Below are 17,699 nucleotides of genomic sequence, written 5' to 3'. Positions count from 1 at the left end.
CCCGGCGGGTTACAGGCAGTCTTGTGCGGTCTTTTCGAAATGGGATGGGGCAAAGCTGGAGGCCAGCAAATGCCGCTCATAGAGGAATACCTTGCCGCCGTTGGGCGCCTTGTAGGCTTCCAGCACGTTGTCCGCCGCCACCTTGCTGGTGACCACGATCCGGTAGCCGCGCTGTGATTGCGAAACGGTAGCGGTCTGGTCGCTGCTCTGCAGCTTGGGCATCACGCAATCGGCGTATTGGGCGGGGGTTTTGCGGGTCTGCATGACCAGGCTCGGGTTGTTCGGCGCAGAGGCGCAGCCGGCCAGCACAACAGCGGCAGAAGTCATGGCAAACAGGGGTAAAAGGCGCATCGGACACATCCTGGAGTCAAGAACGCGGGTACAGGGCGCCACGGGTTGAACCCTGCGGGCGCTATCGAGGGCGGCGATTTTCCACGGTTGACGCGTCCGACAAAATAGCTGTTTTTTGATTGTCACTATCACTTGAACCAATAGTTGCCCTGCGGGCAGACTGCCCGGCAGTCCAACTACAACTAAAAGGGATTCTTGCGTGCGAACTTTTGACCTTATCCGCGATGCCGTCCTGCCCGAATTTCGCGAGCGGGTGGCCGACTACCTGATCGAGTATGAAAGCGTATTGCGTGACAACAGCGCAGAACCGCAGGCATTGCAGGCGGTTGCCTACCAACTGCGCGGCTATTTGCGCGGCCTGAACACCACTCGGGTGCTGGGAATGGCGGACTGGGAAGAGCTGGATCGGCGGGTGGTTGCGACCTGGCTGAGCCCGGCCGCCGGTGAAACCCTCGAATAACCCGGCTTCTCAGGGTGCCGACGGCGCCCCCTTGCTGGCGGCGAGGTAGGCGGACAAACGCTTGCCCATTTCCTCTCCCAGGGCCTGCAACCCACTCATGGGCCGCACCATGACCTCGAATTCGACAATCTTGCCGCCCTCGTCAAAGCGGATCATGTCGATGCCCTTGACCTGTTTGTCGCCGACCCGGGCGCTGAACTCCAGCACCACGTTCAGGCCATCGGCGGTGGCCAGCTCGCGGTGATAGGCAAAATCCTCGAAGACATTGAGCACCGTGCCAAGGATGGTCGCCACGACCTGAGCTCCCGGGTAGGCGGTATGGGCCATGGGCGAACGAAACACCACCTTGGGGTCCAGCAGTCCGGGCAAGTCGTGCAGGTCTTGCCCGGCGACCATGGCGTGCCAGCGTTGCAAGGATACGGCGGCCTGGGGTTGCAGTTTCAGTTCTGACATAGGGGGCTTCCTTAAGCGGTCTTGTTGTTGTGGCGCCCAGGCTACGAGCCAATCTTAGCGCCGTCAAGATTATGGCTCATGATAAGATTTCGGCGCTTTTTTTTGCCTTTCAGTCGAAGCCATTCGGGGCCTTCCAAACATGACCAAGCACTCCTCGCGCTCACGGGATTCCTACCACGTGGGCAATCTGGCACCGCAACTGCTCGATGCGGCCCGGGACATGCTTGAGCAAGTCGGCCCGACCAAGCTGTCGCTGCGTGCGGTGTCCGAACGGGTCGGGGTCAGTGCCACGGCGGCCTATCACCATTACGCCAATCGCGCGGAGCTCATCGGCCACTTGGCCGCTCAAGGCTTTCACGAATTGGCCCAGGTGTTGCCCCGGGACAGTACCCAGAGCGGCCTGCAAAAATTGCGCGATGCCTGCCTGGCCTACTTCAGTTTTGCCCGCGCCAACCCGGCGCTTTACCAGCTGATGTTCGGCCCCGAGTTCGCCACTGGCGAGATGCCGCCCCTCTTACTCAATGCCCGCAACCAAGCCTTTGGCGAGCTGCGACGGATCATTGCCGAGATCCTCGAACTGGACATCGAACACCCCGAGGTCCGTCGGGCCGCCCTCGCCGGCTGGTCCTATACCCATGGCCTGGCGTCGCTGGTGATCCATGGCGTCCTGCACTTTCCCGCCGGCACCTCGGACCAGCGCTTCGTCGACAACACCCTGCAAGGCTTCCTGCAACTGTTCCAGGCCGGTAGCCGGGAATGAAGAAGACCATCGCCCGCTGCCTGTTCCGTGCGCCGGCGGATCGCCAGCCAGGGTCAGCAACGCCCACTGCCGGCGTGCATATACTGATCCCCCGCTGGGATGCCAGGCTTGGCGATTCGATCGTCTCCTCGCTCTTCTTTAGCGAGGTGCGCAAGCTCAATGCCCGGGCCGCCGTGCTGACGGTGCCGGACCTTGGGCCTGGGTTATCTCCAAGTGCTCCTGGACCAGGGGTGCGATGCGATCGATTGCCGGTACATAGTCCCGCTTCTCGAGCACGTCCAGCAGCGCGCCAAGGCTGTCGCTGAAGCATTGCCCCCAGGATCCTGGGGCGAGGCTGTGCTGGTCCGTTGATATCCATGGCTGTCGTACTGCAACTTGATGGACGCAGAATTTCTGCAGCAGTGGCCAATGGATCTCAAACATGGAGCCTTTACGCTCCATTTGACAATAGATATGGAGTGCAGACACTCCATCACCGAAAACATGAACTCTGGCGCCAATCTGCGGGCGCACTGCACGCTAGCCAAGTGCTTTTATCCCACTGCGGCAAACCCCCTATACTTGCCACTTTTTCGCTGCCCCCGACCTCTTATCGCAAAGGACTACGATGCTTCCTGCTGATATCCGGAAAAAAGTTGCCTCGCTCTGGGACCTGGTTTCCGGTGCCGGGCTGGCCTCCTCGCCCTACGTGGCACTGGAACAGATTGCCTGCCTGATATTTCTCAAGCGCCTGGATGGCATGGCCGCTGAGCCGGATGAGGATGGGTTGCCGTCGATCTTCCAGTTGCTCATGCCTGATGATGAGAACTCGTTCGACGAGCGCCCTTCGTTCTGGAACACCCTGCTGCAACACGAGGATCCTGGCAGCTACCTGAATGACCGATTGTTTCCGTGGCTGCGGGAACTGGAGTTGCTGATCATCGTCGGCCAACCATCCCTGGCCAGGCGCTTGAGCTTGAACGGCATGCTGCGCGACGCCTACTTTCAACTTGATCCGAGCAAAAGCCAGGCACTCAGACTTCTGATCAAAGCTATCGATCAGCTGTTCCCTTATCACGGACGCCAGAACAAGGGCCGGTTTTCATCCGGCGAAGTGTTCGAGTATCTGTTCACCGAAGCCTCGGCCAGCAGCAGGATTGGCCCATTGGTCACCGCACGGCATATCACCCAGTTCATGGTGGCGCTGCTGGATCCAAAACGCGGACAGCGTATCGTCGACCCCGCAGCCGGTACCGGTGGTTTTCTCATCAGCGCCCTGCACTACATGCTGGCCGATGCCCCCGGGCCGATAGCCCGGAATAAACGTCTAGACACTATTGGCGAAGGCCTGGTGGGTGTGGACCTCAGTCACGCCCTGGCACGGATTGGCTGGGTGAACCTGCTGCTGCACGGCATCGAACTGCCGCAGTTCATGCAGGGCAACAGCCTGGTCATGACTGACTTCCAGGGGCCTGCACAGCCTTTACTCAGCGAAAGCTTCAGCTTTGTGCTCTGTGACCTGCCCTTTGGTGGCCGCATCGATCCGGAGGAAGCCGCAGGTACCCAGTACTTGCCGAGCTACACCCGGGAGGATCAGGTCAATCATTCCGACAAGATTGACCTGCTGTTTGTCTGGCGTGCACTGAGCCTGTTGAAGGTCGGAGGCAGAGCGGCGCTGATCATTCCCCAGAGCCTGCTGTACGGCAGCTCGAAAGCCGAGGTTGAACTGCGCCGCGAGCTGCTGTCCCGGCATCACGTGGAGGCGGTGATCCTGTTGCCGGGAGAGATTTTCAATCCCTATACCGGCATCGAGGCCGCGGTCCTGGTGGTGCGCAAGGTCACGGGGCTCCATGACGCATCGACTTCCTTCAGCAAGGAACCGAAGACCGATGCGGTCTGGTTCTATGAGGTCACCCAGGATGGTTACTCGATGGACCACAAGCGCGATGAGCTGCCCGCTGGCGCGGATAACGACTTGTTCGATGCACTGGTGCATTTCAGACAGCGTCAAAAGGGTGAACATGTATGGGATGCCGGCAAGGAGCGGTATTTCCGGCCGGACACTTGGCAGGACGCCAGTTGGGCGTCCCTCAATGCGATCCCCGAGCGCGAAGCGACCCAGCTCAAGCAGTGGCTGGTTCCGGTACGTAGCTGGCTGCAAAAGCCAGCATGGCGATCGGTCAATAACCAGATCCACGGCTCTCACGATGAGCAGGGGCAGGTCCGCTCCGCCTATGTGGAAGTGATGCAGCCCAGACTCTATATCAATGACAAGTTGCGCTCGAACCTTCTGGCCCCAGACTGCATCGAAGGCAACGGTTGGAGCCTGGACCTGGACGATTACAAAGTCATCGAGCAACCAAAGCCCACGGAGGAACGTTCGGCCCTGGAACTGATCGATGAGCTGGAGGCCATAGAAGTCGATGTCCTCGAGCGCCTGCGCCAGTTGCGCAAGCTGATTGGAGAGGTGCTATGAGCTTTCCTCCCTCCTGGAGGGAGGTCGGGCTGCTGGACATTTGCGAACTCAACCCTCGTGCGCTGCGTCCGGCCCCTGAAGTGCTGGTGAGCTTCTACCCCAATTCGGCACTCGGCGATCTGGACGGACAGAGTCCGACCGCCAATATCCGCCCCTATGGCGAAACATCTTCACAAGGCGCGCTGTTTCAGGAGGGGGATGTACTGATCGCCACCCGTGGGCGGGATGTCATGCAAGCCAGGATCATGTCGGGGCTGACCACCGAATTCGGTGTTGCCCAACACTTTCTCGCCTTGCGTCCGGACCCTCAGGTGCTTCCGGCTTTTTTGCTGCATTTCATCCAGCAGCCCTGGCTCAAGCAGGCCGCTCTGGATACCAACCGGGGAACTCAAAGCCAGCTGAGCATTCCCCTGAGCTTCTTCCGCAATCTGAGAATGCATCTGCCGCCCCTCGATGAGCAGGCCTACCTTGTCGACCTCTTGCAGCAAGCCTCGTTGAGGCCTTACGAGGAAGCGCTGCATAAAGCCGCTCATCTGTCCGATGCCCTGGCATTGGAGCTGCTGGTTTCCGGGGCCAAGGCCCAGTCCTGGCCACGGGTCACCATGTCGTCCATTTGCAAGTTCAGGCCGCCCAGACGCAGCCCCAGCGAGAGCAGAAGGCCGGCAAGAGTCCGGCTCTTCACCCCCGAAAGCACTGATCGGGCAACCGGGCAGGTGCAGCCCGCCAAGGTCAAGTTCGAGACGCTGAGAAAGTCCTGCATCGAAGTCCAGGCCAACGATGTGCTGTTCACACTGGCCGAGGGTTTTGGCGAAAGTGGCAGCGCCTTCGTTGTCCCCAAGGAGAAATCAGCCACGCCTTTCGCGTCGAGTGCTTTCCAGGTGCTGCGGCCAAACAACAAGGTCCTCCCGGAGTACCTAGCCTGCTTCATGGGGCTGTCCTGGCTCGGTAAACAGGTACAAAGCATCAGTGATCGCGGAATGGTCTCCCGATCACTCTTCGAGCGCATGGAACTGGCACTCCCGCCCTTGGCGCAGCAGCGGGTCATTGTCGACCTGTTGAACAAGGTCCCACGCCAGCAGTTGCACGATGCCCAGGAAAAGGCCCGGATCCTGGCATCAGCCATGCTGACCGAGGCCTTCTCAGCAAGCCTGTCCCGCAAGTGGCGCAGCCAACGACGGGCGCCGAAAAAAGTGGCCCCGCAGCGAGTCGAGGAAACCCCACGCCCTGGTTCTCGTCAGGCACAAGGCTGGGCGACACCCGCGCAACGCACCGCGCGTGCACGGGTCGCTGCGCAGTTGTCGGTCTTTCAGGCGCGGGTCTGGGAGGCCTTGAGCAGCTTGCCGTTCGCGCTGTTGATCGATGACCAGGATGCCGTCGACGCCTTCTGCCGCCATCCGCTGTTTAACCAGGAAACCCCTATTTCCGAGGTATCCCTGCGCCGCGCCCTGGAGCAGATCACGGCCCTCGGGCTGATCCGCAAAGTCGGCATTCCCGGTGCCGGAGGCCACGGCGATGGACGCTTCATGACCGCCTTCAGGGCCTGTCGACTCAACGCGTCGGGCCACGCCGAGGAAGACAGCCGGGGAAGTGATCTGAAGCGTTTCACTGACAACCGTGCAAGCTCGGACAAGGGGCAATAAATGCGTTTGCGTTATTTGAATCTGAACCTCTATGCGCCCCTGAGCGACCTCAAGGTGAGCTTCGCCCAGGATGCACCCTGGGACGCGTTTATCCAGGACAAGGCAGCGCCCTGCGCCATCCACTTTGTGGTGGGCCTCAACGGCAGCGGCAAGAGCCACCTGCTGCGGGCCATTGCCTCGATCTTTATCGCCCTGGCCGATGGCAAGCTGCCGGGGTTTGCCTTCACCCTGGTCTATGAACTGGGCGCCGCAGCCAGCGGCAACCTGCGCACGGTGATCTTCAAGAGCGTAGGCTCCAATGCGTCCACCAGCCTGTGGCTGGCGCAGGACGCGCCCTTTGCCAAAAGCGCCGACAGTAAGACGTTCGAAGCGGCCATCCAGCGATTGGGCACGGAGCCGACGGACCCGGAGCAACCACTGCCGTTCATTGCCCGGGTCAGGGAAGGCAGCTACCCGCAGGCGGTGACGGACCTGCTGCCACGGGTGCTGGCCTACACCTCCGGCTCCTGGAGGGCCTGGCAGGATATCTGGCGTCCCCCTCTTGATCAGTCGAGCAGTGCTGCGCGCTTCAAGGACGATGAGGATTATCCCTTCGAGCTGGAGCGTCCCGTGGGCTGGACCCACCACGACGAAGCCTCGCTGGATGCCAGCGAACCGCGGCCTCGGGAACCCGCTCCCCTGCCCCACAGCACCGACGATGCCAGCGACCAGCTCAACCGCCCCATCCTGCTCAGCGACGGTCGCCCGGATGCAGCCTTGCTGGCCGTGGTCCTGCAGGACCTGATGCTGCAACGCAAGCCGCAACAGAATGATCGGGGGCTGGCCGGCCTGTTCGAAAAGGCCGGCTGGCATCGATTGGTCAGTGTGCGCTTGCGAGTGGACCTGGAGCGGGCCCTGGCTGCCCCCCGGGCCTTGCAGAGCAAAATGCACGACCTGATGCTGGTGGCCGGCGAGGTGCTGGCCCAACCCGACCCCGCCAATCGCCTGCGGGTGCTGCACTTTGATGTGGGTGCCCCGGTGCCGGCCTTGGGCAATAACCAGTACCTGAACCCGCAACTGCAGCAGGCAACGACTCAGGAACAGGCCCTGGCCCTGATGCTGGGTGAAGCCGGCCAGAGTGCCTTCAGCCGCTTCAACGAACTGTCGCGCTGGCTGGCTGTAGGCCTGATCGACGGCATCGAAATGTCGTTGCGGCGCAACGAAAAGCCCGAGGACGCGTTCGCCAGCGACAGCGGGGTCATGAGCTACGCCGACCTATCCGATGGCGAACAGATGGTGCTGCGGCGCTGGGCGCTGTTCCACCTGCTGGCGGGCCAGCAAGATGCCCTGCTGCTGCTCGACGAGCCGGAAACCCACTTCAACGATGCCTGGAAACGCGAAATCGTCAGCAATATCGAGCTGGCCATGGGCGAGGACGCCAACAGCGTGCTGATCGCCAGCCATTCGGCCATCGTGCTGTCGGATGTGTTCGATGAAGAAATCATCTTTATCAAGAAGGGAGCGGACGGCAGTTCTTCAGCCAATCAGGTCGGTACCCGCACCTTCGCCACCGATCCCGGGGCGCTGATGATGAATCTGTTTCACACGCAAGACAGCATCGGCAGCCGTGCACAGCAGCGTATCGAGGCCTTTCTCAAGCATGTAGAACAGGTACAGGTACCCACTGCCGCGCAAATAATGCAGCTTAGGGCGGTGATCAATCGGCTTGGCACCGGTTTCTATCGCTCCGAACTGCGCGCCCGGCTCAACCACTGGGAGCAGACCGAAGACACTCGCACCCTGAATGCCTTGATCGAGCAGGTGAAATCGGATGAGTTGAAAGCCGATCTGCATGGCTTGATCGACAAGCTCCAGGCCAGCCGCAACGCTCGGGGCGATACCGATGCTTAAACCCATCGAGCCTGTCGACTGCTCCGGCGCCTTGAGGGCATGCCAGAACATGATGCGCGAGTTTGCCCTGTGGTTGTGCCAGCCGACGACCCGGGCAGCACAACTGACGGCTGTCGACTTGCAGGCACTGCCCCTCAGCCCGGAAGAAAGCCGTTGGCTGTGGGGCTTTCTGAACAAGAAACTCAATCGCCACAAGCTTCTGGAGCGGGCCGCCCATCTGGCCGAACTCACTGACGCGCAGAAAGACCGCTTGCGTGACTGGATCAATGCAACCAGCCGGATCGGCCGCTACTTCGAGGCAGCGCCCATCGCTCCGGCAATGCCAGTGGGTTACCCCTTCGCTGGCGACCCGGGCGCCAAAGCCCACCAAAAAAACCTTCAGGACCTGATGGAGGCGTTCTACAACAAGGGGCTTAAAGACGGCCTGCCCTACCTTGCCGACGGTACCCCGACTGGTGAGCGCAGCTTGCTTCTGAAGTACCAGCACTTTTGCGACAGCTTTCTTGCTCTGCACAAGGGCGACAAGGACCAGGACGCCCGGCATGTCTGTGTGATGTGCGGTGGAGAGTTGCGCAATGTCGAGGTCGACCATTGGATACCCAAGAGCGCCTACCCCTTGCTAGCGGTGTGTGCGGAGAATCTGGTCCCCATCTGCGGCGAGTGCAATGGACCACAGCACAAGGCTGCACATCCCGTGCACAGCAGCGGCTCCTTTGAGGAGTGGTTCCACCCCTACAGGCGTAACCCTGCCGGCACACTCAAGCTGGAGTTCAACGTCGAGAAGCTCAGTGTCATGCTCAGTAGCACGCGTGCCGCCGACGTGCAACGGGTCCGCAACCTGAACAGGCTCCTGCACCTGGAAGATCGCTGGACCCGAGAGCTCAAGGGCGAGAACCGCAAGCTGTACAAATCCATCCTGACCCGGCAGCGAAAAAACGATGCCCCAACGCCGCTCCAAAGCATCTATCAACAGGTGAAGGACTGGACCGACGGGCTCAGTGAAACCGAACCCAACTATGAAGTACACCAGGCATTGGCCAAGGCCCTGTGTGACCCTCGGCGAATTGCCGCCTGGAAGCGCGACCTGGACGACGCATGGGATGAGGACCGGAAAAAGACCCTCATAACTTGAACTTCAATCGGCACCCACTCATCCTTGCGAACCGTTTTCCCTCGAACAAGAGACCCCCATGGCCAACCCAGACCTCGTTTTCACCCCCGACCCGGACGCCGACTCCATCTCCTCCGACGTCGCCGCGTTCAACGGCATCCTGGTTTCCACCCAGATCCCGACCCGCGCCGACGGTAGCCTGGAACTGGGGGACATCACCCTGCAGAGCGAATGCACCCTGCAGGCGCTGAAAGTCGCCCTGGAGCGGGCCGGCAGTTCCATGGACCGGGTCATGCACCTGACCATCTACCTCACCGACATGGCCGACCGCGCCGCGTTCAACGAGGTCTACCAGCGTTTCTTCGCCAAGCCCTGGCCGGTGCGCGCCGCCGTTGGCGTGGCCGCTCTGGCGGTGGAAGGCATGCGCGTGGAAGTCACCGCGATGGCCGCCAAGGCCTGACGCCGCGGGTTTATTCGCGGCTGCGCGCAATGCGTGGCCGCCACCGGGCAGCATACGGGTGCCGGGCACGCGTTTCGCCGCTACAATGCGCGCCTTGATCCTGATAAGCCTGACTAAAAAAACATGTCCTTGCCCAAACATCACCTGGAACTGCTCAGCCCTGCCCGCGATGTGGCCATCGCCCGCGAAGCCATCCTGCATGGCGCCGATGCGGTGTACATCGGTGGCCCGAGCTTCGGCGCCCGTCACAACGCCAGCAACGAGGTGGGCGAGATCGCCCAGTTGGTGGAGTTCGCCCGCCGCTATCACGCCCGGGTGTTCACCACCCTCAACACCATCCTCCACGACAACGAACTGGAGCCGGCGCGCAAGCTGATCCATCAGTTGTACGACGCGGGTGTCGATGCGTTGATCGTCCAGGACCTGGGGGTGATGGAGCTGGATATTCCGCCCATCGAGCTGCATGCCAGCACCCAGACCGATATCCGCACCCTGGAGCGGGCCAGGTTCCTCGACCAGGCCGGTTTCTCCCAACTGGTGCTGGCCCGTGAACTGAACCTCAAGGAAATCAGCGCCATCGCCGCCGAAACCGACGCGGCCATCGAGTTTTTCATTCACGGCGCCTTGTGCGTGGCCTTTTCCGGCCAGTGCAATATCTCCCACGCCCAGACCGGCCGCAGCGCCAACCGCGGCGACTGCTCCCAGGCCTGCCGCCTGCCCTACACCCTGAAAGACGAGCACGGCGGCGTGATCGCCTACGAGAAGCACCTGCTGTCGATGAAGGACAACAACCAGAGCGCCAACATCCGCGCCCTGGTGGAAGCCGGCGTGCGTTCGTTCAAGATCGAGGGGCGCTACAAGGACATGGCCTATGTGAAGAACATCACGGCCTACTACCGTCAGCGCCTGGACGACGTCCTCGAAGACCGTCCGGACCTGGCCCGCGCCTCCAGCGGCCGCACCGCGCACTTCTTCGTCCCCGATCCGGACAAGACCTTCCACCGTGGCAGCACCGACTACTTCGTCAGCGAGCGCAAGATCGACATCGGCGCCTTCGACTCGCCGACCTTCACCGGGCTGCCAGTGGGCACCGTGGAAAAAGTCGGCAAGCGCGACCTGCAAGTGGTGACCTTCGAACCGCTGTCCAATGGCGACGGCCTCAACCTGCTGATCAAGCGTGAAGTGGTGGGTTTCCGCGCCAACATCGCCGAAGCTCGCGGCGAATTCGAAGAAGATGGCGAAAAACGCTACCGCTATCGGGTCGAGCCCAACGAGATGCCCGAAGCCCTGCAGCGCCTGCGTCCCAATCATCCGCTGAGCCGCAACCTCGACCACAACTGGCAGCAGGCCCTGACCCGCACCTCCGCCGAGCGGCGCATTGGCCTGTCCTGGCTGGCCACCCTGCGGGAAGAACGCCTGCAACTGACCGCCACCAGCGAAGAAGGCATCAGCGCCAGCGTCACCCTGGACGGTCCGTTCGGCGTGGCCAACAAGCCGGAGCAGGCCCTCGGGCAGTTGCAGGACCTGCTGGGGCAACTGGGCACCACCCTCTACCACGCCACGGACATCAAGCTGGATGCGCCCCAGGCGTACTTCATCCCCAATTCCCAGCTCAAGGCCCTGCGCCGGGAAGTCATCGAAGCGCTGGACACGGCCCGCGTCGCGGCTCATCCACGGGGCACGCGCAAGGCCGAAAGCAACCCGCCGCCGGTGTACCCGGAGTCGCACCTGTCGTTCCTGGCCAACGTCTACAACCAGAAAGCCCGGGACTTCTACCACCGCCACGGCGTGCAACTGATCGACGCCGCGTTCGAGGCCCACGAGGAACACGGCGACGTGCCGGTGATGATCACCAAGCACTGCCTGCGTTTCTCTTTCAACCTGTGCCCCAAGCAGGCCAAGGGCGTAACCGGCGTGCGCACCAAGGTGGCACCGATGCAACTGGTGCACGGTGACGAAGTGCTGACCCTGAAGTTCGATTGCAAGCCCTGCGAAATGCACGTCGTGGGCAAGATCAAGGGCCACATCCTCGACCTGCCGCTGCCGGGCAGCGCCGCCGCCGAAGCCGTCGTCGGCCACATCAGCCCCGAAGACCTGCTCAAGACCATTCCCCGCGCGCCGCACTGAGTGACGCACCGGCGCAGTCCTAAGGGATTGCGCCGGGTTGTCCAGGCGCCAGTGCCTCACTCAAAACCTGCTCCAGAACCTCGAAGCAGTGTTTGATATGCGCCTGCTTCAAGGCTTGAGGCCGGGTCACCAGATAGATCTCCATCGCTGGAAACGTCATCGACGCAAACAGCTCCACCAGATCGTGCCCCAGAATCCGCGGCATGACCGCAATCCCCATCCCGCGCCGTACCGCCTCGACCTGAGTCGTGAACGAACTCACCCTGATCTGCCGGCCCTCAAGGCCTGCGGCCTTGGCCGCGCGCATCTGCGGCAGGTTGTCCAGGGGTGGAAGCAAGCCGATGGTGGCGGCCGTCGCCGGGGTGATGTCCGGGCACCTGCGCAACAAGTCAGCACTGGCGAACACGCCATACTCAAGCTTGCCCAATGCGCGATAGATCAGCGAAGGCTCACCCTGATGCGCAGTGCGCACCGCGATGTCCGCCACGCCGCGGGCCAGCTTGTGAAACTCGGCGCTTACCTGCAGCTCCACCGAGCAGCCTGGATGAACCGACGTCACCCGATGGGCTGCCTCCAGCACCCAAGGGGCAAAGCCCTCGCCTGCACTGACCAGGATGCTGCCGCGCAGTTCGCTCTGCGACTGCGTGAGGCCCACAGTGCTCTGGCGCCTCAGCCCTTCCTCTGCGGCCAGGGCGACTTCCACCAGTGATTGTCCCCGCGGCGTCAGCCAACAGCCCTCGACACCTCTTTGCAGCAGTGGCTCGCCCAGGGCCGTTTCCAATTGGCTCAAGCGACGGGACACCGTCGAGGCCGCCACCCCCAGCAATTGGCCGGCCTGCAGAAAACTGCCGCGCCGCCAGACCGCCAGCAACAGGCGCAGATCATCCCAATTCGCTTCCAAAGCCCTACTCCCTGCTGGTCGCTTTGCAAATTCGCAAAGCCATTATGCAGGACTCGCTGTTTTTCCGTGGTGCTGGCCAAGGTATATCTAGCGCCCTCCAAACCCATGGAACGGACCGTATGAGCACTGCCCCCGAACACCGCCCCCAAGCGAACGCCGATGCCGGCTATCGCCCTGAAATGCATTACACCTTTGTCACCGGGGCCACCGGCCTGCTGGGCAACAATCTGGTCCGGCAACTGCTGGCCCGAGGCTGCCAGGTCAAGGCCCTGGTACGTTCAAGAGCCAAGGGTGAACAGCAGTTCGGTTCGCTGCCAGGGTTGGAACTGGTGGTGGGCGACATGGCCGATGTCGACTGGTTCGCCGCTGCACTGCATGGCTGCGACACGCTGTTTCACACCGCGGCGTTCTTTCGCGACAACTACAAGGGTGGCAGTCACTGGCAACAACTGCAGAGGATCAACGTCCTGGGCACCCAGCGCTTACTGGAGCGGGCCTACAGCGCCGGTATCCGCCGCTTCATCCACACCTCGTCGATTGCCGTGCTCAAGGGCGAGCCCGGCCAACTGATCGACGAGACGTGCCTGCGTGACCCCGCCGATGCGGATGACTACTACCGCAGCAAGATCCTCGCCGATCAAGCAGTGCTGGCGTTCCTTGAGAGCCATCCGCAGATGCATGCCTGCATGGTTCTGCCCGGCTGGATGTGGGGCCCCGGAGACATCGGGCCGACGTCCTCCGGACAATTGCTCAACGACGTGGTGCTTGGCCGCCTGCCCGGCCTGGTTCCAGGCAGTTTCTCGGTGGTCGACGCCCGTGATGTGGCACTGGCGCAGATTGCCGCCGCGCGCCAGGGACGCCGGGGCGAACGCTACCTGGCGGCGGGCCGGCACATGACCATGGCCGAACTGGTACCGCTGCTGGGGCGTGTCGCTGGCGTCAGGACCCCAGTGCGCCCGTTGCCAGTCCCTTTGCTCTATACCTTGGCGGCAGTGCAGGAACTCTATGCCCGCTTGACCGGCAAGCCGGTGTTGCTGAGCCTGGCCACGGTGCGTCTAATGCTTCAGGAATCCGGTCGCAGCCGTTTCGACCCGAGCAAGAGCGAACAGGAACTGGACCTGAGCTTCCGGTCCCTGGAACGCACCATCAGCGATACCCTGGCCTGGTATCAGGACCATGGCTGGCTTCCCAGACAGGCGCCGGCCGCCCATTCCTCGAACCGCACCAAGCAGGACGTAACCAGACCTTGAACAGCACCATCATCCTCATGCGTCACGGTCAACCCGAAGGCATAGCGAACGACAGAATTTCAGCACTCGACATGCAGGGCTGGATCCAGGACTACGATCGCTCGGCAATCACTGCGCACCCGGCCCCACCATCCAGTCTGCAACTGGCCGCCAGCGCCGCCGTGATTGTCTCCAGCAGCGCTCCTCGAGCACTGGCATCGGTGCAGGCCCTGGGGCTGCAACCGACCCTGGTGGACCCACTGTTCTGCGAGGCGCAACTGCCTTATGGACCTTGGCGACAACCACGCCTGTCACCTATTACCTGGGCGGCCATTCTGCGAATCCTGTGGTGCTGCGGTTACTCCAGGCACGTCGAAACCGCCACTGCGACCCGGAGTCGGGCGGCAGCCGCCGCCCTGCAACTTCAGTCCCTGACCCAGCAGGGCCCCGTGCTGTTGCTCGGCCATGGCTGGATGAATCGGCTGATTGGCAAACAGCTGGCTGGCGCCGGTTGGCGTCGCCAAGAACGCGCCGGCAGCCGCTATTGGAGTGCGACGGTGTATCGGCGTAGCGCTGCCTGATCGTTGCGGCGTCATAAGTCCTGACGCTTGATGGCCCAGCGCTCAACCAGCAACACAATCATTGAATTTAACGCTGCATGTTGCGGTCTATAACGCGCCTCTCAAGCCGCAAACAGGTATAGTTGCCGGCTTGCCTGGCGCGTCGCGGGCAGCTCGGGCTGCAGGGCTTTATCAGGACTTAATGGTTGCCGTGTGTTGGTAAGACTTCTATTGATTGCACTACTGCTGGCGGTATCGGCCTGCAGCTCCAATTCCTCCAGCCCTGGCGGCACTGGGCCGCTCAAGGCCGGTGAATACCGGGTCAAGCGTGGCGACACGCTGTATTCGATCGCCAGCCGCAATGGCACCAACTGGAAGGAAGTGGCGCGGCTCAACGGCCTCAAGGCGCCCTACACCGTGGAAGTCGGCCAGGTGCTGCGGGTTGGCGGCGCGACCAGGACCACCCGCGTGGTCAGCAGCAAGTCGCGCAGCACCGCCAGCAAGAGCAAGGTCAAGGCCGCACCGCCCGCCCCGCCGATGCCCAAGGTCACCCTGCAAGGCTGGAGCTGGCCGCTGCGCGGGGTGCTGATCGGCCGTTTCTCCCCCACCGGCAAGCTCAACCAGGGCATCCGCATCGCCACCACTCAGGGCCAGCCCATCCACGCCACCCTGGGCGGCAAAGTGGCGTTCGCCGGCTACATGCGCGGTTACGGCAACCTGATGATCCTCCAGCACGGCCCCTCCTACACCAGCACCTACGCCTACAACAGCCGCTTGGTGGTCAAGGAAGGCCAGATGGTGATCAAGGGCCAGAAGATTGCCGAGGCCGGGTCCCAGGACACCGACCGCGCCCAGTTGTACTTCGAAATCCGCGCCAACGGCGTACCGGTGGACCCATTGCGGTTGTTGCCGCCGGGGTGAGTGCAACAAGACCCCTGCGCCCGGGGCCAAGGCACGTCAACGAAACCCGGGGCGATGGCCTCTCGCGCTATTGAGCGGAGGCTGCGCGGAGTCAAATGCCTCGCAGTTCGTGCTCGATGTCATTGGGTTCGTCATCCCACCAGGTGGGAGTACCCAGGAACCCCGGGATCGCCACCTGCCGTTCAAGCTGCGACTTTAGTTTATTCAGATGCACCCGTGTCTGTATGGTTGGTTCCAGCTGGCAGAGGGCCTGCCAAGCCAACTGGATATACTCCAGATAGGGCTTGGCCTGCTCTGCACTAGTGGAGGCAGACTCCCAGCGAGTAATAAACGCATCCAGATAGGACAGGGCATTCTTCGCCAGTACCTCCCTGCTGCCCAGGTCCTGAGGGGTCTCGATCAGTTGCTTCAAGGCAGCACATCCCAGCTCTTTGCATGCCTGCGTATACAGGGGGGAGCGCTCTTCTGTCAGTACCCACTTGAGCCGCGCATCATCCAGGATCAGTGCATTCATGACGCCATTGGGCAAGGCGAACACCTGGATGGCACTGTGTATCAGAGGCGGCGCGAGCACCGTCCGCAACGCATCCACATAGTGCTCATATGCTCGGGCAACTTCCCAGGCAGGAACACGCAGCGTGCCCTGTATAGGCTCTGCATCCAGATACAGGCGCTGTGGATCATCGCACTGAGCGGCAATGATCGCCGCCAATCGCAGCTCGCGTTCACGGAGCGCTCTTTCCGGTTGGCTGCCGTCCTTTGAGACGCTCCCATAAAAGCTCCTGATAAAGCCGATACACACGTCATATTCGCTGCGCGCCTTGAATATGGCGCCCTGAAGATCGGCCGTGTAACAGAACTCGATCAACCCCAACAGCTCACCGGCACGGCTCAACGCTCGCTCAAAGGCTTCCCGTGAGTAGAACGAGGCGGTTCTGCCCAACTGCTCGCCATACTGGAAATTCGCCATGTTGAGCATCGCGCTGGCCACGGCAACCTCTCCTTCATCGCTACGACTGGCCGCATCACGAATGAAGTCGTTGAGGGTCTGGACGTTCTGGAATTCACCCCAGGATTTCACCAACCGGGAAAACTCGGGAATGGTGAACTCCACTTCGCGGACCGCCAGGCTCATCTCATAGTGAATGTTTGCCAGAGACAGTTTGCTTCTGGCATGGCCCAGCTCTTCGATCAACTTCAGCAGGCGCTTGTTCTTAATCTCATCCTTGGGAGATTGTGCGGCGTTGAGCGCTACTTGCTTGTGCTGCTCCTGTTCCTTGGTATTGGCATTGCCGAACATGTTGGCTCTGAAGGCCGAGTGGAAACCCAGCAGGTGCTCTTCAACCACCTGGGCCACCTTGGGTTCGGTCTCACGCAAGATGGTCTGCAGGATGATTCCGCGCCAGTCCAGTTGGCCCTCGGCATGTCGATCAGCCGCCGCGCCAAACACCGACAAGCTGCGGCAGATGCGTTTGGCCTGGCGCGGATTGGTGGGAAACCACTCGGCGGTCTGCTCGATGGCCGTGTCCGGCAGGAATGGGCAGCAGTATTTCAGGTTCCTGGCGACCATTCGCTGCACCTGCTTCGGGCTTGGCTCGGGCAGGGTCACCGGTACATCGATGATCTTGTCCAGAAAGTGCTGGGCCGACTCGCCGAAGGCTTCGGAATAGGAGCGAAGTGCCTTGCCCACCACGTCCTTGTCGAAGGCCAGGACAAAGACAAATCCCGGCCAGTCCAGGAGCTCGCGCAGGGCTAGAAGCGTCTGCGGAAGTATTTGCGGATCGGCACGGTCAAGGTCGTCGATGAAGACAATGACTCGTCTATGACCCAGCTCCTTGCGCAGGGCCTCTATGTCGCTGCTGTCGAGCTGCAATATGTCGCTTAATTTCTCGGCGGCGACACCGGCGGCAGTGGCCCAGGCGGTGACGAAGTAGCTGGAGTTAACTGACTCTGGCAACTCCGTTTCAGCTATTTTTTTTGCCAACGCCCCAACCAGATCTGCACCTTTTTTCGATTGGCGTTTCGTCCAGTTCCGGAAGGGCTCTGCGTAGCCCAAGCGTCCCAGCACCTGGGCCAGTTGCAAATAGAACTGAACGATGAACTCCTGCTCCCCGGTGGTGCGCCACGCGGGAAGCCGGATGACAATATCGTCGTTCTTCTCAGCAATCTGCTGCAGAAAATTCAGCACGCTGGTCTTGCCGCTGCCCCACTGACCATAGAGGCCGATCCGCGCCGACCAGCCCAAGGGCGTCGCGGTGATCATGCGATAGACCAGCTTGGCCACCGGCCAGCGGTCCAGAAGGTCGTCCTCGCGTCGGGTCAGCGCCGCGTCGTGCCCGCCCGGGGCGGTAAAAGCCTGTGTGGCTGACATCTGCTTACGT

15 protein-coding genes are annotated in these 17,699 nt (G+C 61.8%); 11 read left to right on the top strand and 4 right to left on the bottom strand.

The window, feature by feature from the left end; all coding sequences use genetic code 11:
- Positions 1-9 precede the first annotated feature (9 nt).
- Entirely contained in the window at positions 10-351 is a 342-nt protein-coding gene (locus LOY69_RS14955; RefSeq protein ID WP_102879384.1) for a hypothetical protein, read from the bottom strand.
- Positions 352-550: 199 nt separating this feature from the next.
- Between LOY69_RS14955 and LOY69_RS14950 the strand changes: the two genes are divergently transcribed.
- The gene (locus tag LOY69_RS14950) at positions 551-811 is read left to right on the top strand and encodes a hypothetical protein (RefSeq protein WP_102879385.1); all 261 of its coding nucleotides are present in this window, start codon (positions 551-553) and stop codon (positions 809-811) included.
- Positions 812-820: 9 nt separating this feature from the next.
- Here LOY69_RS14950 and LOY69_RS14945 read toward each other — a convergent pair whose 3' ends face one another.
- Positions 821-1,264: a nuclear transport factor 2 family protein gene (locus LOY69_RS14945; RefSeq protein WP_213666335.1), complete on the bottom strand. Its 444-nt coding sequence runs from the start codon at positions 1,262-1,264 to the stop codon at positions 821-823.
- 139 nt (positions 1,265-1,403) lie between these two features.
- Between LOY69_RS14945 and LOY69_RS14940 the strand changes: the two genes are divergently transcribed.
- The 7 genes from LOY69_RS14940 (at position 1,404) to LOY69_RS14910 (ending at position 11,707) form a co-directional block, all read left to right on the top strand.
- Positions 1,404-2,024: a TetR/AcrR family transcriptional regulator gene (locus LOY69_RS14940; RefSeq protein ID WP_102879387.1), complete on the top strand. Its 621-nt coding sequence runs from the start codon at positions 1,404-1,406 to the stop codon at positions 2,022-2,024.
- 607 nt (positions 2,025-2,631) lie between these two features.
- Positions 2,632-4,479, top strand: a complete 1,848-nt coding sequence (locus tag LOY69_RS14935) for an N-6 DNA methylase (RefSeq protein ID WP_170003005.1) — start codon at positions 2,632-2,634, stop codon at positions 4,477-4,479.
- Positions 4,476-6,119 carry a restriction endonuclease subunit S gene (locus LOY69_RS14930; RefSeq protein WP_265074847.1) on the top strand — a complete coding sequence of 548 codons (1,644 nt, stop codon included), beginning with the start codon at positions 4,476-4,478 and terminating at the stop codon, positions 6,117-6,119. The genes LOY69_RS14935 and LOY69_RS14930 overlap by 4 nt, the downstream gene beginning before the upstream one ends.
- On the top strand, positions 6,120-8,009 hold the full coding sequence (locus LOY69_RS14925) for an AAA family ATPase (protein ID WP_265074846.1): 1,890 nt from the start codon (positions 6,120-6,122) through the stop codon (positions 8,007-8,009).
- A complete protein-coding gene (locus tag LOY69_RS14920) occupies positions 8,002-9,141 on the top strand; it encodes an HNH endonuclease (RefSeq protein WP_134929045.1) in 1,140 nt (379 codons plus the stop codon). Before LOY69_RS14925 ends, LOY69_RS14920 begins: the two co-directional genes overlap by 8 nt.
- A 58-nt stretch (positions 9,142-9,199) precedes the next feature.
- Complete coding sequence (locus LOY69_RS14915) at positions 9,200-9,580, top strand: RidA family protein (RefSeq protein WP_110651668.1); 381 nt, start codon at positions 9,200-9,202, stop codon at positions 9,578-9,580.
- 123 nt (positions 9,581-9,703) lie between these two features.
- Entirely contained in the window at positions 9,704-11,707 is a 2,004-nt protein-coding gene (locus LOY69_RS14910; RefSeq protein WP_110651666.1) for a peptidase U32 family protein, read from the top strand.
- A 19-nt stretch (positions 11,708-11,726) separates the two neighbouring features.
- Here LOY69_RS14910 and LOY69_RS14905 read toward each other — a convergent pair whose 3' ends face one another.
- On the bottom strand, positions 11,727-12,608 hold the full coding sequence (locus LOY69_RS14905) for a LysR family transcriptional regulator (RefSeq protein ID WP_265074845.1): 882 nt from the start codon (positions 12,606-12,608) through the stop codon (positions 11,727-11,729).
- A gap of 179 nt (positions 12,609-12,787) precedes the next feature.
- On the opposite strand from LOY69_RS14905, the gene LOY69_RS14900 reads away from it, so the two are divergent.
- The 3 genes from LOY69_RS14900 (at position 12,788) to LOY69_RS14890 (ending at position 15,318) form a co-directional block, all read left to right on the top strand.
- Complete coding sequence (locus LOY69_RS14900) at positions 12,788-13,858, top strand: SDR family oxidoreductase (protein ID WP_110651818.1); 1,071 nt, start codon at positions 12,788-12,790, stop codon at positions 13,856-13,858.
- Between the two features lie 17 nt (positions 13,859-13,875).
- Positions 13,876-14,418, top strand: a complete 543-nt coding sequence (locus tag LOY69_RS14895; RefSeq protein ID WP_265074896.1) for a histidine phosphatase family protein — start codon at positions 13,876-13,878, stop codon at positions 14,416-14,418.
- Between the two features lie 192 nt (positions 14,419-14,610).
- Positions 14,611-15,318, top strand: coding sequence for a peptidoglycan DD-metalloendopeptidase family protein (locus LOY69_RS14890; protein ID WP_102879395.1), 708 nt, complete (start codon positions 14,611-14,613; stop codon positions 15,316-15,318).
- Positions 15,319-15,409: 91 nt separating this feature from the next.
- On the opposite strand, the gene LOY69_RS14885 is transcribed toward LOY69_RS14890, so the two are convergent.
- The gene (locus LOY69_RS14885) at positions 15,410-17,689 is read right to left on the bottom strand and encodes a KAP family NTPase (RefSeq protein ID WP_265074844.1); all 2,280 of its coding nucleotides are present in this window, start codon (positions 17,687-17,689) and stop codon (positions 15,410-15,412) included.
- Between the last annotated feature and the right edge of the window lie 10 nt (positions 17,690-17,699).

This window comes from Pseudomonas sp. B21-059 (genome assembly GCF_026016285.1).
Lineage (GTDB): Bacteria > Pseudomonadota > Gammaproteobacteria > Pseudomonadales > Pseudomonadaceae > Aquipseudomonas > Aquipseudomonas danubii.
Note: the sequence above shows the minus strand (reverse complement) of the source record. Positions and strands in the feature narration are given on the sequence as shown.

What these genes read in the sequence shown, in the direction of transcription:
- LOY69_RS14955 (WP_102879384.1), bottom strand. Translation starts at nt 351, where the DNA reads ATGCGCCTTTTACCCCTGTTTGCCATGACTTCTGCCGCTGTTGTGCTG.
- LOY69_RS14945 (WP_213666335.1), bottom strand. Translation starts at nt 1,264, where the DNA reads ATGTCAGAACTGAAACTGCAACCCCAGGCCGCCGTATCCTTGCAACGC.
- LOY69_RS14940 (WP_102879387.1), top strand. Translation starts at nt 1,404, where the DNA reads ATGACCAAGCACTCCTCGCGCTCACGGGATTCCTACCACGTGGGCAAT.
- LOY69_RS14935 (WP_170003005.1), top strand. Translation starts at nt 2,632, where the DNA reads ATGCTTCCTGCTGATATCCGGAAAAAAGTTGCCTCGCTCTGGGACCTG.
- LOY69_RS14930 (WP_265074847.1), top strand. Translation starts at nt 4,476, where the DNA reads ATGAGCTTTCCTCCCTCCTGGAGGGAGGTCGGGCTGCTGGACATTTGC.
- LOY69_RS14925 (WP_265074846.1), top strand. Translation starts at nt 6,120, where the DNA reads ATGCGTTTGCGTTATTTGAATCTGAACCTCTATGCGCCCCTGAGCGAC.
- LOY69_RS14920 (WP_134929045.1), top strand. Translation starts at nt 8,002, where the DNA reads ATGCTTAAACCCATCGAGCCTGTCGACTGCTCCGGCGCCTTGAGGGCA.
- LOY69_RS14915 (WP_110651668.1), top strand. Translation starts at nt 9,200, where the DNA reads ATGGCCAACCCAGACCTCGTTTTCACCCCCGACCCGGACGCCGACTCC.
- LOY69_RS14910 (WP_110651666.1), top strand. Translation starts at nt 9,704, where the DNA reads ATGTCCTTGCCCAAACATCACCTGGAACTGCTCAGCCCTGCCCGCGAT.
- LOY69_RS14900 (WP_110651818.1), top strand. Translation starts at nt 12,788, where the DNA reads ATGCATTACACCTTTGTCACCGGGGCCACCGGCCTGCTGGGCAACAAT.
- LOY69_RS14895 (WP_265074896.1), top strand. Translation starts at nt 13,876, where the DNA reads ATGCGTCACGGTCAACCCGAAGGCATAGCGAACGACAGAATTTCAGCA.
- LOY69_RS14885 (WP_265074844.1), bottom strand. Translation starts at nt 17,689, where the DNA reads ATGTCAGCCACACAGGCTTTTACCGCCCCGGGCGGGCACGACGCGGCG.